Below are 19,522 nucleotides of genomic sequence, written 5' to 3'. Positions count from 1 at the left end.
TTATTAGTTTATCTCATATTTCATAAATTTAATCTAATTTTATTTGTCTCTTGTGTACTTTTTGGAAAAAATTATTATTAAAAAACTATTGTTTCTAATATAATAAGTAATAGTTATACCTAATATATTGAGTTTTATAGTATTATATACAGATATAACGATATTTATAACAAAAAAGTACTAACCTTAATTTATTCTTTAATAATTTTAAGCAATAATTAATATTCGTTTTATTAAATAAGGGAGATACCAATGCTAAAAAACATTAGTACAAAAGTAAAACTATTAATACTACCTATCACATTTATAGGAATTGTAATAGTTTCAAGTTTAGTTTTCAGCTACTTTAATAGTATGGCTGAAAAGAGAATTCACGTAGCAGTAGAGACAGATGTTTTTATTCAACAAGTTCTAAAAGGTAGAATTTCAGTTTATCAATTTTTAAGAGCTCCAAGTGAAAAGACTGCAAATAAAGTTAGAAATGATTTTAAAAACTTAAATAATCAAGTCACAAAATTAAAACCTTTACTTGATGATGAAAAAAATTTAAAATTAGCTAACAGTATTCTTTCTTTATCAGATGAATATATCAAAAATTTTGATAAATTTGCCTCTGATAAAATAACTGATTTTAAAAATGGTAAAAAAGAAGATAGTCCTAAAGTCTTAAATGTTATAAAACAAATGGTTCAAAAAGGATTAGAACTTGAAAAAGAGTTAGCATCAATAAATGAAAATGCTATAAAACACAAAGATGAAGCACAAGCTATTATGAGTAATGTACTTATTGCTATTGCAGTTTTATCTATTTTATTATTCTTAACATTTAGTCTTTTATTATCTAATCAGTTATTAGGTTCAATTAAAAACTTCCAAAATGGTCTTTTAAGCTTTTTCCAATATGTAAATAAAGAAAGTGATCATGTAAAAATGTTAGACGATTCTGCAAAAGATGAGTTTGGAGCGATGGCAAAAGTTGTAAATAAAAATATTCAACAAGCAAAAGATACTATAGATGCAGATAATAAATTCTTAGATGAAATAAATGATATTGTTCATGTTATAAAAGATGGATTCTTGAATAAAAGATTAGATCATGCAACAAAAACTGCAAGTTTAGAAAACTTAAGAGAGCAAATAAATGAAATGCTTTATAGCTTACAACTTAGAGTTTGTACAAATATAAATGATATTTCTTTTGCACTAGAAAGATATGCTGCTCTTGATTTTACGCATAGAATTCATGGCTGTAATAGTGGTGTTACTGTGGGACTAAATAATCTAGCTGATATTATAAATGATATGTTAGTAGAAAACAAGTCAAATGGTTTAACACTAGGAGATAGTAGTAATATTTTACTTAATAATGTTGATACTTTAAATAAAAATTCAAATGAAGCAGCTGCATCACTAGAACAAACAGCAGCAGCAATTGAAGAGATTTCTAGCAATATATCAAATAATACTCAAAATGTAGTTGAAATGTCTAAATTAGCTTCAAGTGTAACAAATTCTGTTTCACAAGGACAAGCATTAGCAAATAAAACTACAGATGCTATGACAGAAATAGATAATGAAGTAAATGCAATTAATGACGCTATTACAGTAATTGATCAAATTGCCTTCCAAACAAACATCCTTTCACTAAATGCAGCGGTAGAAGCTGCTACTGCGGGTGAAGCAGGAAAAGGTTTTGCAGTTGTTGCACAAGAAGTTAGAAACCTTGCAGCAAGAAGTGCTGAAGCTGCAAAAGAGATTAAAGAATTAGTTGAAACAGCTACAATTAAAGCCGATGAAGGTAAAAAGATTTCTGATGAAATGATTAGTGGATATGAGCAGTTAAATACTAATATTAACAAAACTATTGACTTAATCAAAAATGTTGAAGCTTCTAGTAAAGAACAACTCTCAGGTATTGAGCAAATTAATGACGCTGTGAACTCTTTAGATAGACAAACACAAGAAAATGCAATGATTGCAAATCAAACTTATAAAGTTGCAGTGCAAACTGATAATATTGCTAAGTTAGTTGTTGAAAATGCAAATGCAAAAGAGTTTATCGGAAAAGATGAAGTAAAAGCAAAAACTCTTGATTCAAAAACAGAACAACAAAATGCAACATATAATATAAAACTTCCAAAAAAAGAAAATAAAACTTCTAAAATTGAAAATCAAAAATTTGAAGATAATTCTTCAAAAGATGATGACGAATGGACAAGTTTTTAAGCTTGTCTTATAATCTATAACTTTGATAAAAAGTGCTAAAATGTTTTTATGAGATGTAAAAACTGTAACAATAGTACTTTTTATCATATTGAAAACAATTACATAAAATGCAAAAATTGCAAGAAAAAATACTCTCTTAAAAAGCTCAAAAAAGACACAAAAATTATTGAATATTTTTGTAATAACATAAATGCAAATGAAGCAGCAAAACTTTTACATATTAATTATAGAACTGCTAAAAATAGATATGATCAACTAAGATATAAACTATCAAAATATTTAGAAGAGGAATACAACAAAACAGCAAAAGATTATAGTAATTATGAAGAGTATTATTATTTTAATACAAAACAAAGACAAAAAAAAATCAAATCTTTATTTGAAGCTGTTAATATTATTGGTTTTTATTCAGAAGATAAGGTATATACACTTCTAATGCCTCAAATACCAAGTAGAACAAAAGAAGAGAGTGAATATTTTCAAGAGTATTTATCTTGGCATAAAATTTATTCTAAAGAATCCTATAAAAAAACAAACCTTAAAAAGTTTTGGCTTTTTTTAGAAGAAAACCTTAAAAAATATAAAGGCTTTAATCAAGAACACTTTTTTTACTATTTAAAAGAGTGTGAGTTTAAATTTAATTATTCGAAAAAAGAACAAATTACTATACTTAATAAAATTTATTAAATCTTTATTCTTTATCAAAACTATCTACAATAATAGCTCCCATAGAAGCAGGCATAGTAATTACTATTAATCTTTTTATTGCTATTATAGGCTCTGTTAAAAGAGGTAACTTATCAATAGAAATTAAAACCAAAGCTACAACTAATGCAGAAATAATATATGCAATAATAATTCTTAAAATAAAAACAAATATACGATGAACTACTCTTCCTTGAAAGACACTTTCATAAGCAAATAAAGCTAGAAAACTAACAGATAATAAAAATACTAAAGTCAAATTTGTAAAAGGAAGACTCTCACTAATTCTCCAAGCTTCTTCTGAAAAAGATATTGGTACAGCAAAAGCAAATGACCCTACTGCTATTTGTCCTATGTCTTTCATATCTATATTTAAATTCATTTTATTAAACCCTTACTTGATTTTTTCCACTATTTTTTGCTTTATAAAGTAATTCATCTGCTTTTTTTATAATATCTTCTTCATCTTGTTTATCATAAATATTTTCATTAGAACTTATTCCAATACTAATTGTTATCTTCATATTATCTTTATATTCTTCAAAAATAGCTAATCTTATTTTTTCTGCAATTTGAAAGGTATCATCTTTATTTGTATCAGGAAAAATCACACATAACTCTTCTCCTCCATATCTAAAAGCAATATCCATTTTTCTAATATTTTTCTTTATAAGAGATGAAATTTTTGATAATATCTCATCTCCTTTTTGATGACCATAGGTATCATTTATATTTTTAAAATCATCTATATCAATCATTATAAAAGAAAATATAGACTTCTTTCTTTTTGTTTTTTCAAAAATCTTTTTAATAAAAACATTTAAAACATCTCTTTTATAAAGTCCTGTAAGTTCATCAATTGTTGCTATTTTAGAAATAGAATCAAACTCATCTTCAAGGATGATTCTCATATCCTCAGAAACACTTTTTATGTTTTCTATATAATCAACACTTGCTACGTTTATTCCTACTTTTCTATTTAGTCTTTTTTCTAAACTTTTCATGTGAGAAACAAGTTTTTTCCAAGTATCCTTTGCTTCTTTTTCATCAAGTTTTTTATGAATTAAAACAGATATGATTTTTGAATAAGGATTTTTTATTTCACTAATAAAATTTTTTAGATTTTTTTCATTATAAGCTAATTTATTAATTTTACTTGAATCTAAATTTTCTAACCTCTCATTTTTTATAATCGTTTCAATCTGCTCTTCACTCATATATTTTTTATCCTAGTTTATTTTTAAATATCTTTTTACATTATACTTATATAAGATTAATTAAAAAAGTACGTATGCACCACATCAGCTAAAATATATAAAACTAATAGGGAAAAGATAATCTTATTTGTATTCATAAATCCTCTTTTTATAATTCTATTGTAAGTATATTAACTTACTGTAAATAAAACTTTCATATAATCTATTTTTTATTACAAAGGATAAAAATGTTAAAAAATTCATATTCTAGATTTAGAATTATTTCTTTTTTAGAAGGTCTTTCTTATTTAATATTAGTTTTTATTGCAATGCCAATAAAGTATATAGGAGAAAATCCTTACCCTGTTAAGATAGCAGGTATGGGTCATGGTGTGTTATTTATACTTTTCTGTGTTTTTTTATTTGAAGCATTAAAAAAATGCAATTGGGATAAAGGTATAGCTTTTCAATATTTTGTATATTCATTAGTTCCCTTTGGATTTATTTTAATAGACAAATCATTAAAAAATCAAGCACAAGATAACTAGAGTGTTTTTCGCAGCCGGCTTTTTAGGAACGAAAGCTTTTTTATTTATGGATGTAGTGACAATCTTTTTTGCACTACTTCCTTTTTTACTAGCATATAGTATTAAACTAGCAGTTGATAAAAAATATAAACTTCACTTTATATCTCAAACTATAATTTTAGTTGTAACTTTGATTATGGTTTTAATATTTGAAATTGGAGTTAGAATATCAGGTGGTTTTATAGAGTATGCAGAAAAGAGTGGTGTCTCTTATGATTTCTTACTTATATTTTTAATTGTACATATTGTTATTGCTATTTTTGCTATTGCTGGTTGGTTGTATTTATATATAAGTTCTTTTAAACTATTTAAAAAAAGTGGGTTTAAAGAGTTTTCAAATACAGCTCATAAGAAAATAGGAAAAGCTATTTTTGCTTCACTAACTCTTACTTCTATTATGGGAGTGAGTATTTATATATTTTTATTTATATAAAAAAAGGGCTAGATAAAATATCTAGCCCTTTTTTGTTTATAGTTATAAAATACTAGAATTTAAAAATTCCTGTTTCATTTAAAATTACAACAATTAATGCAATTGGAATAATATATCTAACCATAAAGAACCAAACTTTTGTTAAGAAGCTTCCCATTAAAGGAACTAGTTCATTTTCAACTGCTTCTTTATCCATAAAGTGTCCGATGAATACTACTACTAAAATTCCACCAATTGGAACTAAAATAGTTGAACAAACGAAGTCTAACCAGTCAAATAAACCTTTTTCTCCTATCATTAACATAGGTGAATAATCTGAAATATTTGATAATAATGCTGCAATACCTAAGATATAAAAGAATACACTACAAATTATAGCAGCTTTAATTCTTGACATACCAAATCTATTTATGAAGTATGATACTGTTGGTTCTAACATTGAAATAGCTGATGTGATACCAGCAAAAGCAATAGCAATAAAGAATAATAATGCTAAAGTTGAACCAATTGAACCGAATTCATAGAATACTGATGGTAATGAAATAAATACTAAACCTGCACCTTTTGTAGACTCTGCTCCTTTATCAAATAATAAAGTAAAGATGATAAGACCTGCAACAATTGCTACCATTGTATCAATAATTGAGATTAAAATAGATGACTTAACAATATTTGCTTCTTTTGGAAGAGATGCCGCATAAGTAATAATAATACCCATACCTAATGATAATGTATAAAATGCTTGCCCAATAGCTACAATAATAGCTTCTGAAGTAAGTTTCGAGAAATCAGGATCAAACATAAAATGAACAGCTTTAGAGAAACTGTCAACATTTATAGAATAAACAAATAATATTGCTAAAATTAGTGCTAATAAAGGCATTAGAATTTTATTTATTTTTTCAATACCATCTTTGATACCTTTTAAAATAATTGCAGTAACTAAAACAAATACAACAGTATGATACATAAGTTGTGTTTTTACATCACTTGTTAATAATCCCATAAAAATATCTTTTGATTGTTCAACTGTTGAAGGTAATCCTTGTAAAGATATAGCTATATAATGGAAAATCCATCCAATTACTACAGAGTAATAAGATAAAATTATTAATGGCACAATTACCATAAAGCCAGCCCATTTCCAAAGCTTTTTGTTTCTAACTGCTAAATTTTCAAACATTGAAACAGCATCACTTCTTCCTAGCTTACCAATAAGTAACTCTGAAATTAATACAAATACTCCAATAAATAAAGCTGTAATTAAATAAACTAATACAAAGGCTCCACCTCCATATTCACCTGTAACATACGGAAATTTCCATACATTTCCTAAACCAACTGCTGAACCTACAGCAGCTAAAATAAATCCAAACCTTGTAAATCTTGATGAATTCATAGTTCTCCTTAATTTAAAAACAAAAGATTTTATCTAAAATTAAGTTAAACTATTATGTAACAATTACATAATTATTTCAAAATTAATTCTTATTTTCTATAATATATAAATTTAATAGTAACTTTATGATTCGATAATAATTGGTGAATATATATTCATAAATATAACCTCACTTATAACGTAAAAAGCAAAAACTGTAATGTTTTTTTTATTAGAATGAAGTAATTTTAAAAAAGGAGCATACAAAAATGAATAATTTTACAATCAAATCTAAACTGATTATTTCATTTTCAATTATCAGTATACTTATAGTTTTGCTGGGACTATATAGTGTATTTGGTATATACAAATCTACAGAAGGCTTTTCTAATTATAGACAGATGGCTAGAAATACTGTTTTAGCAAGTAGAGTTCAGTCAAATATGTTGATGGTAAGAATGAATGTTAAAGATTTTTTAAATACTTCATCAAATAAAGATATTGAAGAGTTTGAACATTTTTATAACAAAACCAAAAAATTAGCAGATGAGGCTTTAAATAAAATTTATGAGCCAAAAAGAAAAACTTTGATAAAAGAGTTATCAAAAGATTTATCTAATTATAAAAAAAAGTTTTTAGTTGTAACAGAATATGTACAAATTAAAAATAATGTTGTTGCCACTAATTTAGATATAAATGGTAAAAAAGTTGAAACTCTTTTAACAAATCTTATGAATAGTACTGAAAAAGATGACGAGTTAAAAACTTCCCTTGCTACTGCAAAAAGTATAAGAAACTTACTTTTAGCTAGACTTTATACTTCTAACTTTTTAATTTCAAATAAAAAAGAAGATTATCTAACAGCAAGAAAAGCCTTTAAAAACTTAAATAAAGACTTAAATAAGATTCAAAAACAACTTCAAACACCTCAAAGAAAAAAACTTTTAAAAGAAGCTATTTTATTAATAGATACATATTCAAATGGTTTAACACAAATTACTGCTTTAATTAATGAAAGAAATAAAGTAGTTAAAGAACTTGATATTATTGGTCCAAATATTGCTAAAATAGCAAATGATATAAAACACTCAATTAAAAAAGATCAAGATGTTGTTGGGTCAAGTGTTTCAAAAACAAATAACAATTTAGAAATAGCTGTTGAACTTATTTCACTTATAGTAGTATTAATAATTCTTGCACTTGGTATTTATATACCAAGAGATATAAACTATCAAATTAGTCAGTTCCAAGAAGGCTTACTAAACTTCTTTAAATACTTAAATAGAGAAACTAATACAGTTGAGCAATTATCAAATACAACAAATACAGAAATAGGAATAATGTCAAAAGTTGTAAATGAAAATATTCAAAAAGCTAAAAAAGGCATCGAAGAAGATAGAGCTATTATAGATGAGACTATTACAGTTTTAGGTGAATTTGAAAAAGGTGACTTATGTCAAAGAATCACAACAGAAGTAAACAATCCTGCATTAAATGAACTTAAAAATGTTCTTAATAATATGGGTTCACACTTAGAGCATAATATTGAAAATATTTTAGATGTACTTGAAGAGTTTTCAAACTACAACTATTTAAATAAAGTAAATACAAAGGGAATAAAAGAGCATTTAGAAAGATTAGCTAATGGAGTTAATAGTTTAGGTGATTCTATTACTACTATGTTAATTGAAAATAAATCAAATGGTTTAACACTAAATAGTAGTTCAGATGTACTACTTAAAAATGTAGATACTTTAAATATAAGTTCAAATGAAGCAGCAGCATCACTTGAACAAACAGCAGCAGCACTTGAAGAAATCACAAGTAATATATCTTTAACAACACAAAAAATTACTAGAATGAATGATTTAACATCAAGTGTTACACAATCAGCAAATAAAGGTGAAAACTTAGCACTTAAAACAACTACTGCTATGGATGATATAAACACACAAGTTGATTCAATCAATGAAGCAATAACAGTAATCGATCAAATAGCATTTCAAACAAATATTTTATCACTAAACGCAGCGGTAGAAGCAGCAACAGCTGGTGAAGCTGGAAAAGGTTTTGCTGTTGTTGCACAAGAAGTTAGAAACCTTGCAGCAAGAAGTGCTGAGGCTGCAAAAGAGATTAAAGATTTAGTAGAAAAAGCCACATTAAAAGCAAATGAAGGTAAAACTATTGCTCATGATATGCAAGAAGGTTATGTTCAATTAAAATCTAATATAAATGAAACAATTGAACTTATAAGTGATGTATCTAATGCTTCAAATGAACAACAAACAGGAATAGTTCAAATAAACGATGCCATAAACTCTTTAGATGCACAAACTCAAAAAAATGCAAACATAGCAACTGAAACTCAAAAAATAGCTACAAATACTTCTACTATAGCAAATACTATTGTACAAAATGCAAATGAGAAAGAGTTCCAAGGAAAAGATGAAGTAAAAGAAAAAAAAGAAATTTGGGAAGATTTTTAAATCCTAAACTTTTTATATAATGAAAGAGGTTTTAAACCTCTTTTAAAATCTATATGAAAAAGCTATTGACATAACTTTTGTATCTACATCCTCTTTATTTTCAGGTAACTCTTTTCCATTTTGAAAAGAATACTTTAAAAAAATATCAAACTCTTTAAATTTTTTACCAACACTTAAGATATAAGTTTTATCTTGCTCCATGGCATGATGCTGAACTTTAGTTCCATCATCAAGTACAGTAAAAGCTCTCTTTCCAAAAAAAGTAGCTACACTTCCTATATAGCCCTGATGATTAGCTACAAGTTTAATACCTTTTGTTAGATAATCTTTTTTCTTAAAAGTATAAGAAGCGTATTTATCTCCATGAATATCTATTTTTTTTACAAAGCCAATTATCTTTAATTTTGTATTATCAATTTTAAAAGCTTTTTGTATAGCTAAATCATATTGTCTTACATCAAATTTTTCATAATCACTATTGTATATATCAGCTTTTAAACTTAAAGCTTTTGTAAAATTATAACTTCCACCCAATCCATAAATTTTTCCTTGATCAGTAGGAGCTAGATTATCAATAATTTTTAAATAACTTGTTTTCAACTTTATATTTTCATTTAGTTTATATAGATATTTCAAATTGTATTTTTCTATATCTAACGAAGGCAAAGTAATTTTTTTTATTGAATGTTCTCTCTTAACTCTATCACTTTGATATCCTAAATTAAAAGAATGATTTTTAAAGTTATGAAGAATGCTAAAATTATGAATTTTTGCACCACTTTTTTTTGTCATAGAGTTATTAAAATCTTTAATAGCATAAGCATAATTTAAAGTTGTGCTAGCATAAATTGTACTGCTTAAAATAAGAGAACCTAATATTAGTTTTTTCAATATAATTCCTTTTTTACAACTAAGTTGCATAATTTAAAGTTATAATTATACATAGTATATTTTAAATGCAACTTAGTCGCAAAAAAAGAAAATTAAAATACGAAAACTAAATCATTGATAGTAAGATTGTAAATTTGAACTTTTACTCCACTGCTATCTAAAATAGAATATGTAATAGTAAGATCATTAGGATTTTGTATTTCAGGATTTAATTCTACAAATTTTTTAAACTTATCAAAATCTACAATGCTATAAATGAACATTGCTTTTTCTTTAAACTTTTCATTATTTATATACTTTTCATATACTTCTTTGTAAGTAACTTCATCATACTTATCATAAAAATTCTTTTTATACATTGCTTCACAATATTCTTGTTTTGAAAATTTATCCGTGTTATAAGTATTATACTCTTCTGCAATAATTGCTTCTAAATCTGGATGTATTTCAAAAAAATTATATTTTATATATCCATTTTCATTTGAGATTTCATGAGTTGTTTTAATCATTTTTCACCTTAAATATTTTTTGTGATTTTAACATATAAAATTTTATATATTAGATTTGAATTTATTTTGTATTTATTTAATAGTATTTAAATATATACATTTTATATAAATTTAAATCAAATTTTTGAAAACTATTTTCATCTAATTTTTCTAAAAAATTATTTTTTCAAATAAAGCCTATATATAGAGTTTTTAGAATATTTTCATACATAATATTATATATTTATTCCATTAATATCTTATATATTTTGTTATACTTTTACTTATTATATAATGTAGATTTTTTATAGTTTTTATTTTTATATATCAAAAAGACTAAAGTAGAAGAAAAAGAATCTAAATAGTCCCTACTCTATTTAGAAGTTTTCTTTTTAAAATTAAATTATATGGTAAATTTGACCAACAGAAATTCCACCATCATTTAAAGGAATTTCTTTAGAATAGTAATATTTTGTATTTTGATTTTTTAGCTTTTTACATACTAATTCTAAAAGAGTTTTATTTTGAAAAACTCCTCCACTTAGTACAACATCTAAATCTTTATGAGTAGAAGAAATATCAAGTATTAGTCTGACTAAAGTATTAATAAACTTAGAACAAATAAGTTTAGAATCTTCGTCTTTTAGCATTTGTTTTATCATTTGGCTTATATCTATTTGTTTATTCTCAATTTTATAATCATAGCTCTCAGTTATAGTTTTATCATAGTTTTGTTCTATTATAAGTCCTGTTTGACCTTCATAGCTTTGAATATGAAGCAAATTAGCAATACTAGCAACTGCATCAAATAGTCTTCCAACAGAGCTTGTTAATGGTGCATTTAAACCTTTTTGCCACATTGTGTGCATTAACTTAATTTCACTTTTTGAAAAAGCATTTATTACACTATTATCAAGTAATAAAACTTCTTCTAATGAATAAATATCGAATAACAAAGATAAAGCAACTCTTTTAGGTTCTTTTACAGCTTTTTCTCCTCCTAAAAGTTTGAAATATTTTAAATGATAAGCCCTTTTATACTCATTTTTATTACATATAAAAACCTCACCACCCCAAATATTTCCATCATCGCCATATCCAGTACCATCAAAAGAGATTCCTAAAACATCGTTTTTTAACTTATATTCCGCCATAGTTGAAAGAATATGAGCATAGTGATGTTGAACTTGTACAAGTTCAATATCTTGAGATTTTGCCCATTTTACACTCTCATAATTTGGGTGCTTATCACAAACAATCATATCAGGTTTAAAATCATAAAAGTTTTTAAAAGTATCAATAGTTCTAACAAAATACTCAATAGAATCTATAGAGTTTAAATCTCCAATATGTGGAGATACAATAATATTATTTTCTATAGCTAATGCAATAGTTGATTTTTGGTTTGCCCCTAAAGCTAATATTTTCTTTTTGGTCTTTTTTTCTAAATTTATAGTTGTTGGAGCATATCCTCTAGCATTTCTTAACTTTGAAACATCATTGTTGACAACTTGTATAACAGAATCATCACAAGCATTTACAATATCTCTATTAAAATCAAGTACAAAATCTACAACGTGTCCTAATTTTTCTAATATTTCATCTTTAAATCTAATAATTGGTTCATCTTTTAAGTTAGCACTTGTTGCAACTAAAGGCTTTTTGAAAAACCTAAATAATAAATGATGAAGTGGCGTATAAGCAATAAAGCACCCTAGTCTATCAATATTTGGAGCTACTAAAAAAGAAAGATTTGTATTTTTTTGTTTTTTCACTAATACTATTGGTTTTTCTTTTGAGTCTAAAAGCTCTTCTTCTTTATTTGATATAACTGTATAAGTTTTAATAGTATTTAAATTTTCAAACATCAATGCAAATGGCTTATGAGGTCTATTTTTTCTATTTCTTAACTCTTTAACACTCTCATCATTTGTAGCATCACAAAGTAAATGAAACCCACCTAAACCTTTTATTGCTACTATTTTTCCATCATTAATATAATCTGCACATTTTTTTATTGCTTCTATATTTGAAAATAATGCTTCTTTTTTATTATACAAAACTACTTTTGGACCACATTCCTCACAAGCTACAGGCTGAGCATGATATCTTCTATTTGTAGAATTTGTATACTCTTCTTCACATTTAGAGCACAATTTAAATTTAGACATAGATGTGTTTACTCTATCATAAGGCACTGTTTTTATAATAGAATATCGTGGACCACAATTGGTACAATTTGTTAAAGCATAATTGTATCTAAAGTTACTCTTATCATTTATGTCATCTATACAATCTTGACAAATTGCCATATCAGGTGAGATAATAGTACTCTTATTATTCTCATTGGTACTTTGAATTATTTCAAAACTTTTATACTCTTTATTTTCTGTTATTTTTACTATCTCAAAAGAATCTATCTTTGATAAAACAGGAGGTTTACTTCTTAACTCTTCTATAAACTTAGTGCAGTTTTTTTCAGAGGCATAAAGAACAATATTAACTCCTTCTTCATCATTGTTTACCCAACCTTTTATATCATATTTTAAAGCTAAATTATATACATAAGGTCTAAACCCTACTCCTTGAACTATACCTTTTACTTTTATTTTTTTACTTATCATTTGCACACTTTATTTAACTATTAATTTTGAAGATACTTCTAAAAGTATTTTTCGATTTAATCTTCTTTCTATTTCTTTTCTTATTGCTTTATACTCTAAAGTACTTGTGAAACTATTACTTATAAGCTCCATTCTTACATAAACATACTCTTGTTTATCTTCTAAATCTAAAAGTTTTAATACTATATCTTTATCATTTACATTTACTTTTTTTAACTCTTTTATTTTATTTGAAAGTTCATTTTTTTCGACCATTTTTTCAAATGTATTTACTAAAGGTACGCTAATAAATACTAATAATAAAAACGTATAAAGTAAACCTTTTTTTGCTTTTTTAATTGGTGAGTATCCTAAAACAATAAATGTTAAAGAAGCACTAAGAGTAATCCCCACTAAGTTGGTAATAAAAAGTAAAAATGATCCATAAATAATATCTAAATCCATTAGACCAATACCTATACCCGTTACACTTAAAGGAGGAACTAAAGCAACAGCTATTGCTACTCCTGCTAGGGATTTGATTACCTCTTCTTTTGAGTTTGCATAAGCTCCTGCTATTCCAGAAAAAATTGCTACAAGTAAATCTAATAAATTAGGATTTAATCTACTTTTCATCTCATAAGTTATTTCATCTAAAGGCATAAAACAAGTAAAAATTGAAGATACAAATAAGGCTATAATAACCCCATAAGTTAAGGTTTTAATACTTTGTATAATCAAAAAACTATTTGCTCTTACCACTCCCATTGATAGTGATATCATAGGAGCCATTAAAGGGGCTAAAATCATCGCACAAATAATAACAGGAGAAGAGTTAGCAAAAAGTCCTGTAGTTGATAGTAAGGTACTTAAAGTCATTAAAGTAGAAAAAATAAATGTGATTTTTGCACTTTTTTTAAGACTTAAAAATAAATCTTTAAAATCCTCTTCAGAAGCTCTTTTAAAAAATGGTAACTTCTTTTTTAATAAAACCTCACTTAATTCCTCTTTTGGCAAACTATCTACTTCTATAGATTCTTTTTCTTCCTCATCATTTTTTTCATCTTTTATATACTCTTTTAATTTACTTCCTAAATGTAGGTTAAAAGTATCTTTTAAAACAAAAATCTCTATGCTTTTAACATTTTTAACTACTATATCATCAGCGATATAATCCATAGCTTCTTTAGATTCTATTTTTAAAGACTCACTTTTTATAAACCCTAAACTTTTAGGAAGAGATAAAACAGAGATTTTTTCATAAAAAAATATTGAGATTAAATATATAAAATAAGCTAAAAGTGATCCAGGTGATAATATCAAAGCATTTAATTTTCCATCTTGAATAGAGAGTTTATCTTTTAAAGCACTATTATTACTATTTAAAGAGTGTTCTAAAATAATAATACCCGAAGCCACTGTCTCAAAACTATAATCTTGAGAAGTTGTAAACTTATATGGTTTAAATTTTATATTAAATAAGTTTTTAAAAAAAGTTTTTATTTTATCAAACTTTGTATTTAACTTATAGCTGTTTATACCATGCATATCACCTATTTCTATTTTATTTAAAATAATCTCATCATTACACTTAAGTAAATCTATTTTTGTTAATAGTTTTTGATTTAAGGCATCGTCAAGTGCTTCTTTAAGATTCTTTGATATACCATAGTTTGACATACAATTATTAGCATCATCATTTGGTAAAATAGCTAGATTTATATCATGGTGGATATGCTCTTTAAAAAAACTTTTGATTTCATTGTCATTTAAATCAAGAAGGTAAAGAGCATTTTTTTCTTTTATTTTTTTTTGATAATTTCTTGCAGTTACTTGAAGTTTGTATTTTTCTTTAAGATATTTATTTATTTCATCTTCATTATTTTTACTATTCTCACTAAAAAGTAAATATATTTTTTCATACATTCATAACCCCAAATATTTATTTCTGTATTACAAACTCCTTATTATAGTAAATGTTGAAGTTTTTAGTAATACTTTTTTCTACTAGTGCAGTAAATATATCATATCTAAACATATCACCACATAAACTAACTCCATCTAAATCATAAGAGCTATTTATATTATCTAATTCATACCCTATAAAATGGGCTAAACTCTCTATAAAACCTAAGGATATAGTCTCTTCATCTACCCCAGCTAATTTAAAACTCATTGCTGATTTAATAAGTTTTACATAATCAAATTCTCTATTATAAAGCTTTTCATCTTCTACAAGTTTATAATCTATTCGCGGGCCTTTTTCTAGCATACATTTGTTGGCATTTTCTAAAATATCTTCTTTAAAACATAATATTTGTTTTGCGATTTTCCAATAATTATAAAAAGATTTTGTTTTATAAGAAGAAATATCACTTTTTAAAGCTTCATTGTAATCATCTTCAAACTTTTCTTTATAATTTTGCAGTAATCTACTACTTGTTTCATCGTTTTTCATTGTCTCAAAAAACTGTTCTATACTATTTGGAATATAAAAAGGTTTTACAATATCTATAAGACCATCAAACTTTTGACTATAAAAAGATAAACCATCATCATCTTTTGTACTAATATAAAAGTTCACGATTGATTTATCAAAAAGTTCATTTTCAGCTAATACTGTCATAAATTGTGATTTATTTTTTTCTTCAAATTTACTATAAATTACATCTAAACTTTTATCATAAGAGTTTGATTTTAAAATAAATTTTTTATTTTCAAAACATTTTATAAGAGGAATATCTAAAACTTTATTTGTTTGTGTTTTTTCTTCTATATCTAAAAATATATCAAATTCATTTTCTTTATTTTCTATATTTAAAAAATTTATATTTAATTTTGATAATTCTGTGCATAAAAAATATAAAGTCAAATCATTAGCAAATCTTATATTTATAAAATCTTTTTTAATTTGGTTTTTAAGTTTGTATATTTCATTTATTTTAAAATCAATTGAAGGTTTTTCTATACATGCAAGAGAAACAATATCTGTTTTATTTTCAACTACTAAAGAAGATATATTTACTAAATTTGTAGCCAATAGATTTTCACTTGAATCTAAATCCTTTAACTTTGAAAAAACAAATGTTCCACTAAGAGTTTTGATTTTGATTTTTTTGTTTTCATTGATTTTTTCTGCTAGGTTTTCAAAAAGTTCTTTTGATGAGTTTACTTTGTGATTATCTAAAATAAAATTAGCTTCTTTATAAGAGTCACAAATTTCACAAGATTTAAAAGCATTATAGTAATCTTTACTTTTTTCATCTTCTACAGTTTTTAAACAAGTAGGACAAAATGAGATTAAATTATCTTGCTCTAAAGACATACTTTGTACATTTGGAAGTTCATCAAGAGGATTGACACTTACATCATAATAAAAAATAGACATAGGAAGATATAAAGATAATGAGTTTGAAAAATCACTCAAGCTTTCTTGTGAGCATTTTATATATAAATATATAAAATCTAGTTTTTGAACTATTTTATACTCACAAGAACTTTTTTTTGCAGCAAGATCTAAAAACTTCCCAAAGGTTTTATTTTTAGATAAATATTTAAATTTAAACTCTAGGACCATTTTTAATCTCCCGTTTAAAAGAAACCTCACTTATTGATTCTATAGTTATATCTGAATTAATAATCTTTGATTTCACATCTAATTTTTCAAGATATTTTATCACTACATTTTCCATTGTATTTACAGCATTTACAATTTCATTACTTAAATCAAAAGTAGTATCATCAGCAACTCTTTTTGGTATAACACCCAAAACATTTGTTGTTGGTAAATCACGATTCATATCAATCATATTTAATGTTTGTAACATTTCAATTTCATGGGCACTTCCTTGCCAGTTAATGTGAGAAGGTGTTTTTTTGTAATCAAAAAAGTAAACATCTCCAGCTTTTGAATCTAAAGCATCTACACAATCAACAACAATAACCTCATCATATTTAACTATTTCAGGTATTAATCTTTGAGCAAGAGTTCCACCATCTACAATACTAACTGTAGAATTATCTGATATAAATTCATATTTTTCATCTAAATAATGTATAAAATGTGCGCCAATTCCCTCATCTTGGAATAGGATATTTCCTATTCCTAGTATTAAAATATTCATTTTTTATCTTCCCATTTATATCCTGAAACAATAGAATCCATTGCTCCACTTTTTCCATAGATTGAGTTAAATACTGCTAAATAAATATGAACAGGTAAAAATACAATAAATACCCACATAAAAATATGATGTAGTTCTCTAACTACTGCTAATCCACCCATCATAACTTCAAGAGGCCTCAAAATATCATATAAAAAGCCACCTAAACCCTCATGATATACATGAATATGTAAAATTAATCCTGTAATACAAATAGCAATAATAGCTACATAAACTCCCAAATACGCGAAGAATTGTAAAGGATTATAAACACCTTTTAAGTGAGCATGTTTACCAATTAACATATAATATTTAATCTGTTTTATCCAAATTTTTGGATTTATGAAATCCCAAAAAGAAACTCTTTCAAGCTTACTTTGCTTATCAAAAATAAACAAATAAAACTTACCAATAGTTACAGCAATTAATACAAAACCAAAAATAATATGCCAAGATCTCATTAAAGCATATAAATAATTGTTTGGTTCCCCTTGATTTAGTGCAGCACTAATAAAAGGAACTGCTATATAAAACCCCGTAAAAGTAAGGATAACAATAGCAATAACTCTAATCCAGTGTGTTATTCTAAGCCAAGATGAAAACTCATAATGTTTTTTTATCATGACCTACTCCTTAACAAGACATTCCATAAATAGGATCAACTTTATATGTTCCTAAATCTGTTCCTTTTTTGTCCATAACATGAACAGCACAAGCAATACAAGGATCAAAACTATGAATAATTCTAATAATCTCTAAAGGTTGAGAAACATCTTCAACTTTTAAACCAATTAGATTGGCTTCATAAGGACCTACTTGACCAAGAGAATCAATAGGACCTGCATTCCAAGTTGATGGAACTACAGCTTGATAGTTTTCAACCACTCCATTTTTTATTCTAATCCAGTGAGATAACATACCTCTTGGAACATCACCAATAAATCTACCTTTATATTCAAGGTTTTTATCAATTTTGTATGAAGTATATGTATCTTGATCTACTTTTAGATTCTCAATTAAAGTATCAAAAGCTTCTAATCCATATTTAGCAATTGCTCTTGCTTGAATCATTCTAGCAGCTGTTCTTCCCAATGCTGTAAATAATGCAGCTTTTGGTAATCCAGTTTTAGCTAAGAAATCATCTACTAAAGGAACAATTCTTTCATTTCCTTTTGCATAAGAGATTAAAATACAAGCAAGTGGCCCTACTTCCATTGGTTTATTATCATATCTTGGGGATTTAATCCAAGAGTACTTTCCTTTTTCATCAATAACTTTTGAGTGAACTTCTGTCCCATCTGCACCAATAGTATCCATATCTCTAAAGCCTGTGTATTCAGGATTTGTTTTTCCATCATAAGGATGTAAAGGTTCATTGTCAGAATACCATGAGTGAGTAGCTTCTTCTGTGATTAAATCCTCATTAATATCAAATACTTTTGATAAATCACCTTTATAGATAATTCCTGAATCAAATAAGAATTCACTTCTATTTAATTGCATCTCTTTATGTGACATAAAGTTCATAACACCAGCTTGTTGAGTAACAGATGGCTCATCTTTAAATACTTTCCCTGCCATAATAACATCAGCTTGGTAGGCATTTTCTACAAAATCAATACCTATTTTAAAGTTAGTTAAATACTCACCCATTCTAGAAGGATCAAGTAAATCCATAATACAAGTAACTCCACCAACAGTAAGACTTTGTGGGTGTGGTTGTTTTCCACCGAACATAGCCATTAATTTTGCTAATTCTCTTTGAACTTCTAAAGCTTTAAGATAATGAGATAATAAAATCAAGTTTTGTTCAGGAGTAAATCTATATGTTTTATGTCCCCAGTATGCGTTAGCAAAAGGTCCTAATTGTCCTTTATCTACAAACTCTTTAACTCTTTTTTTAACTTTAATTAAGTCATTTTCACCAGTTGCTATTGGAGCATCTGAATACTTAAATGCCTCTTTTGCAGCTTTTGCAGGATCTGCATCTAATGCTGCAACAACATCAACCCAGTCAAGCCCATGCAAGTGATAAAAGTGAACAACATGATCATGCATAAATAAAGCTTGATTCATTAAAGACCTAGTAAGCTTTGCATTTAGTGGAGGAACAATTCCTAGTGCATCTTCAACTGCTTCAATTCCTGCTCTATAGTGTGAAAATGTACAAACACCACAAATTCTTTGCATTAAGAAACCTGCATCTCTTGGGTCTCTATTTTTAACAATAGTCTCTAAACCTCTCCATAAAGTTGATGATGAGTAGGCTTTTTGAATTACATTATTATCATCTACTTCAACCTCAATTCTTAAGTGTCCTTCAATTCTTGTGATTGGGTCTACTACTACTCTTTTATTTGCCATTT

Annotated in this window: 16 protein-coding genes; 5 read left to right on the top strand and 11 right to left on the bottom strand. The window is 26.0% G+C overall.

All coding sequences use genetic code 11. The features are described 5' to 3' along the window. Positions 1 to 252 precede the first annotated feature (252 nt). Positions 253 to 2,226, top strand: coding sequence for a methyl-accepting chemotaxis protein (locus ACH5BK_RS00390; protein WP_404303730.1), 1,974 nt, complete (start codon positions 253 to 255; stop codon positions 2,224 to 2,226). 48 nt (positions 2,227 to 2,274) lie between these two features. Next, positions 2,275 to 2,913, top strand: a complete 639-nt coding sequence (locus ACH5BK_RS00385; protein WP_404303729.1) for a hypothetical protein — start codon at positions 2,275 to 2,277, stop codon at positions 2,911 to 2,913. Between the two features lie 4 nt (positions 2,914 to 2,917). On the opposite strand, the gene ACH5BK_RS00380 is transcribed toward ACH5BK_RS00385, so the two are convergent. Then, positions 2,918 to 3,313: a DUF2391 family protein gene (locus ACH5BK_RS00380; protein WP_404303728.1), complete on the bottom strand. Its 396-nt coding sequence runs from the start codon at positions 3,311 to 3,313 to the stop codon at positions 2,918 to 2,920. A 4-nt stretch (positions 3,314 to 3,317) separates the two neighbouring features. After that, positions 3,318 to 4,148 carry a GGDEF domain-containing protein gene (locus tag ACH5BK_RS00375; RefSeq protein ID WP_404303727.1) on the bottom strand — a complete coding sequence of 277 codons (831 nt, stop codon included), beginning with the start codon at positions 4,146 to 4,148 and terminating at the stop codon, positions 3,318 to 3,320. Between the two features lie 227 nt (positions 4,149 to 4,375). Here ACH5BK_RS00375 and ACH5BK_RS00370 point away from each other — a divergent pair, with 227 nt between their 5' ends. Further along, positions 4,376 to 4,675 carry a DUF3817 domain-containing protein gene (locus tag ACH5BK_RS00370; RefSeq protein WP_404303726.1) on the top strand — a complete coding sequence of 100 codons (300 nt, stop codon included), beginning with the start codon at positions 4,376 to 4,378 and terminating at the stop codon, positions 4,673 to 4,675. Position 4,676: 1 nt separating this feature from the next. Then, positions 4,677 to 5,147, top strand: a complete 471-nt coding sequence (locus tag ACH5BK_RS00365) for a DUF420 domain-containing protein (RefSeq protein WP_404303724.1) — start codon at positions 4,677 to 4,679, stop codon at positions 5,145 to 5,147. Positions 5,148 to 5,199: 52 nt separating this feature from the next. On the opposite strand, the gene ACH5BK_RS00360 is transcribed toward ACH5BK_RS00365, so the two are convergent. Next, positions 5,200 to 6,546, bottom strand: a complete 1,347-nt coding sequence (locus ACH5BK_RS00360; RefSeq protein ID WP_404303723.1) for a sodium-dependent transporter — start codon at positions 6,544 to 6,546, stop codon at positions 5,200 to 5,202. A gap of 248 nt (positions 6,547 to 6,794) precedes the next feature. Here ACH5BK_RS00360 and ACH5BK_RS00355 point away from each other — a divergent pair, with 248 nt between their 5' ends. Further along, positions 6,795 to 9,011 (top strand): methyl-accepting chemotaxis protein, encoded by a 2,217-nt coding sequence (locus ACH5BK_RS00355; protein WP_404303722.1) that lies wholly within the window; start codon positions 6,795 to 6,797, stop codon positions 9,009 to 9,011. A gap of 42 nt (positions 9,012 to 9,053) precedes the next feature. On the opposite strand, the gene ACH5BK_RS00350 is transcribed toward ACH5BK_RS00355, so the two are convergent. The 8 genes from ACH5BK_RS00350 to ACH5BK_RS00315 form a co-directional block, all read right to left on the bottom strand. Further along, positions 9,054 to 9,902 carry a hypothetical protein gene (locus ACH5BK_RS00350; RefSeq protein WP_404303721.1) on the bottom strand — a complete coding sequence of 283 codons (849 nt, stop codon included), beginning with the start codon at positions 9,900 to 9,902 and terminating at the stop codon, positions 9,054 to 9,056. Positions 9,903 to 9,994: 92 nt separating this feature from the next. Next, complete coding sequence (locus ACH5BK_RS00345; protein ID WP_404303720.1) at positions 9,995 to 10,411, bottom strand: hypothetical protein; 417 nt, start codon at positions 10,409 to 10,411, stop codon at positions 9,995 to 9,997. 377 nt (positions 10,412 to 10,788) lie between these two features. Then, a complete protein-coding gene (hypF, locus tag ACH5BK_RS00340) occupies positions 10,789 to 13,014 on the bottom strand; it encodes a carbamoyltransferase HypF (protein WP_404303719.1) in 2,226 nt (741 codons plus the stop codon). A gap of 9 nt (positions 13,015 to 13,023) precedes the next feature. After that, on the bottom strand, positions 13,024 to 14,919 hold the full coding sequence (locus ACH5BK_RS00335; RefSeq protein WP_404303717.1) for a TIGR00341 family protein: 1,896 nt from the start codon (positions 14,917 to 14,919) through the stop codon (positions 13,024 to 13,026). Between the two features lie 16 nt (positions 14,920 to 14,935). Then, positions 14,936 to 16,570 carry a hypothetical protein gene (locus tag ACH5BK_RS00330; RefSeq protein WP_404303715.1) on the bottom strand — a complete coding sequence of 545 codons (1,635 nt, stop codon included), beginning with the start codon at positions 16,568 to 16,570 and terminating at the stop codon, positions 14,936 to 14,938. Continuing rightward, positions 16,554 to 17,117 carry a HyaD/HybD family hydrogenase maturation endopeptidase gene (locus ACH5BK_RS00325; RefSeq protein ID WP_404303714.1) on the bottom strand — a complete coding sequence of 188 codons (564 nt, stop codon included), beginning with the start codon at positions 17,115 to 17,117 and terminating at the stop codon, positions 16,554 to 16,556. Before ACH5BK_RS00325 ends, ACH5BK_RS00330 begins: the two co-directional genes overlap by 17 nt. Beyond that, positions 17,114 to 17,779 (bottom strand): Ni/Fe-hydrogenase, b-type cytochrome subunit, encoded by a 666-nt coding sequence (gene cybH, locus ACH5BK_RS00320; protein ID WP_404303713.1) that lies wholly within the window; start codon positions 17,777 to 17,779, stop codon positions 17,114 to 17,116. Before cybH ends, ACH5BK_RS00325 begins: the two co-directional genes overlap by 4 nt. Before the next feature lie 10 nt (positions 17,780 to 17,789). Continuing rightward, a complete protein-coding gene (locus ACH5BK_RS00315; protein WP_404303712.1) occupies positions 17,790 to 19,520 on the bottom strand; it encodes a nickel-dependent hydrogenase large subunit in 1,731 nt (576 codons plus the stop codon). Positions 19,521 to 19,522 lie beyond the last annotated feature (2 nt).

The organism is Arcobacter sp. YIC-80 (assembly GCF_044841725.1).
GTDB lineage: Bacteria > Campylobacterota > Campylobacteria > Campylobacterales > Arcobacteraceae > Arcobacter_B.
Note: the sequence above shows the minus strand (reverse complement) of the source record. Positions and strands in the feature narration are given on the sequence as shown.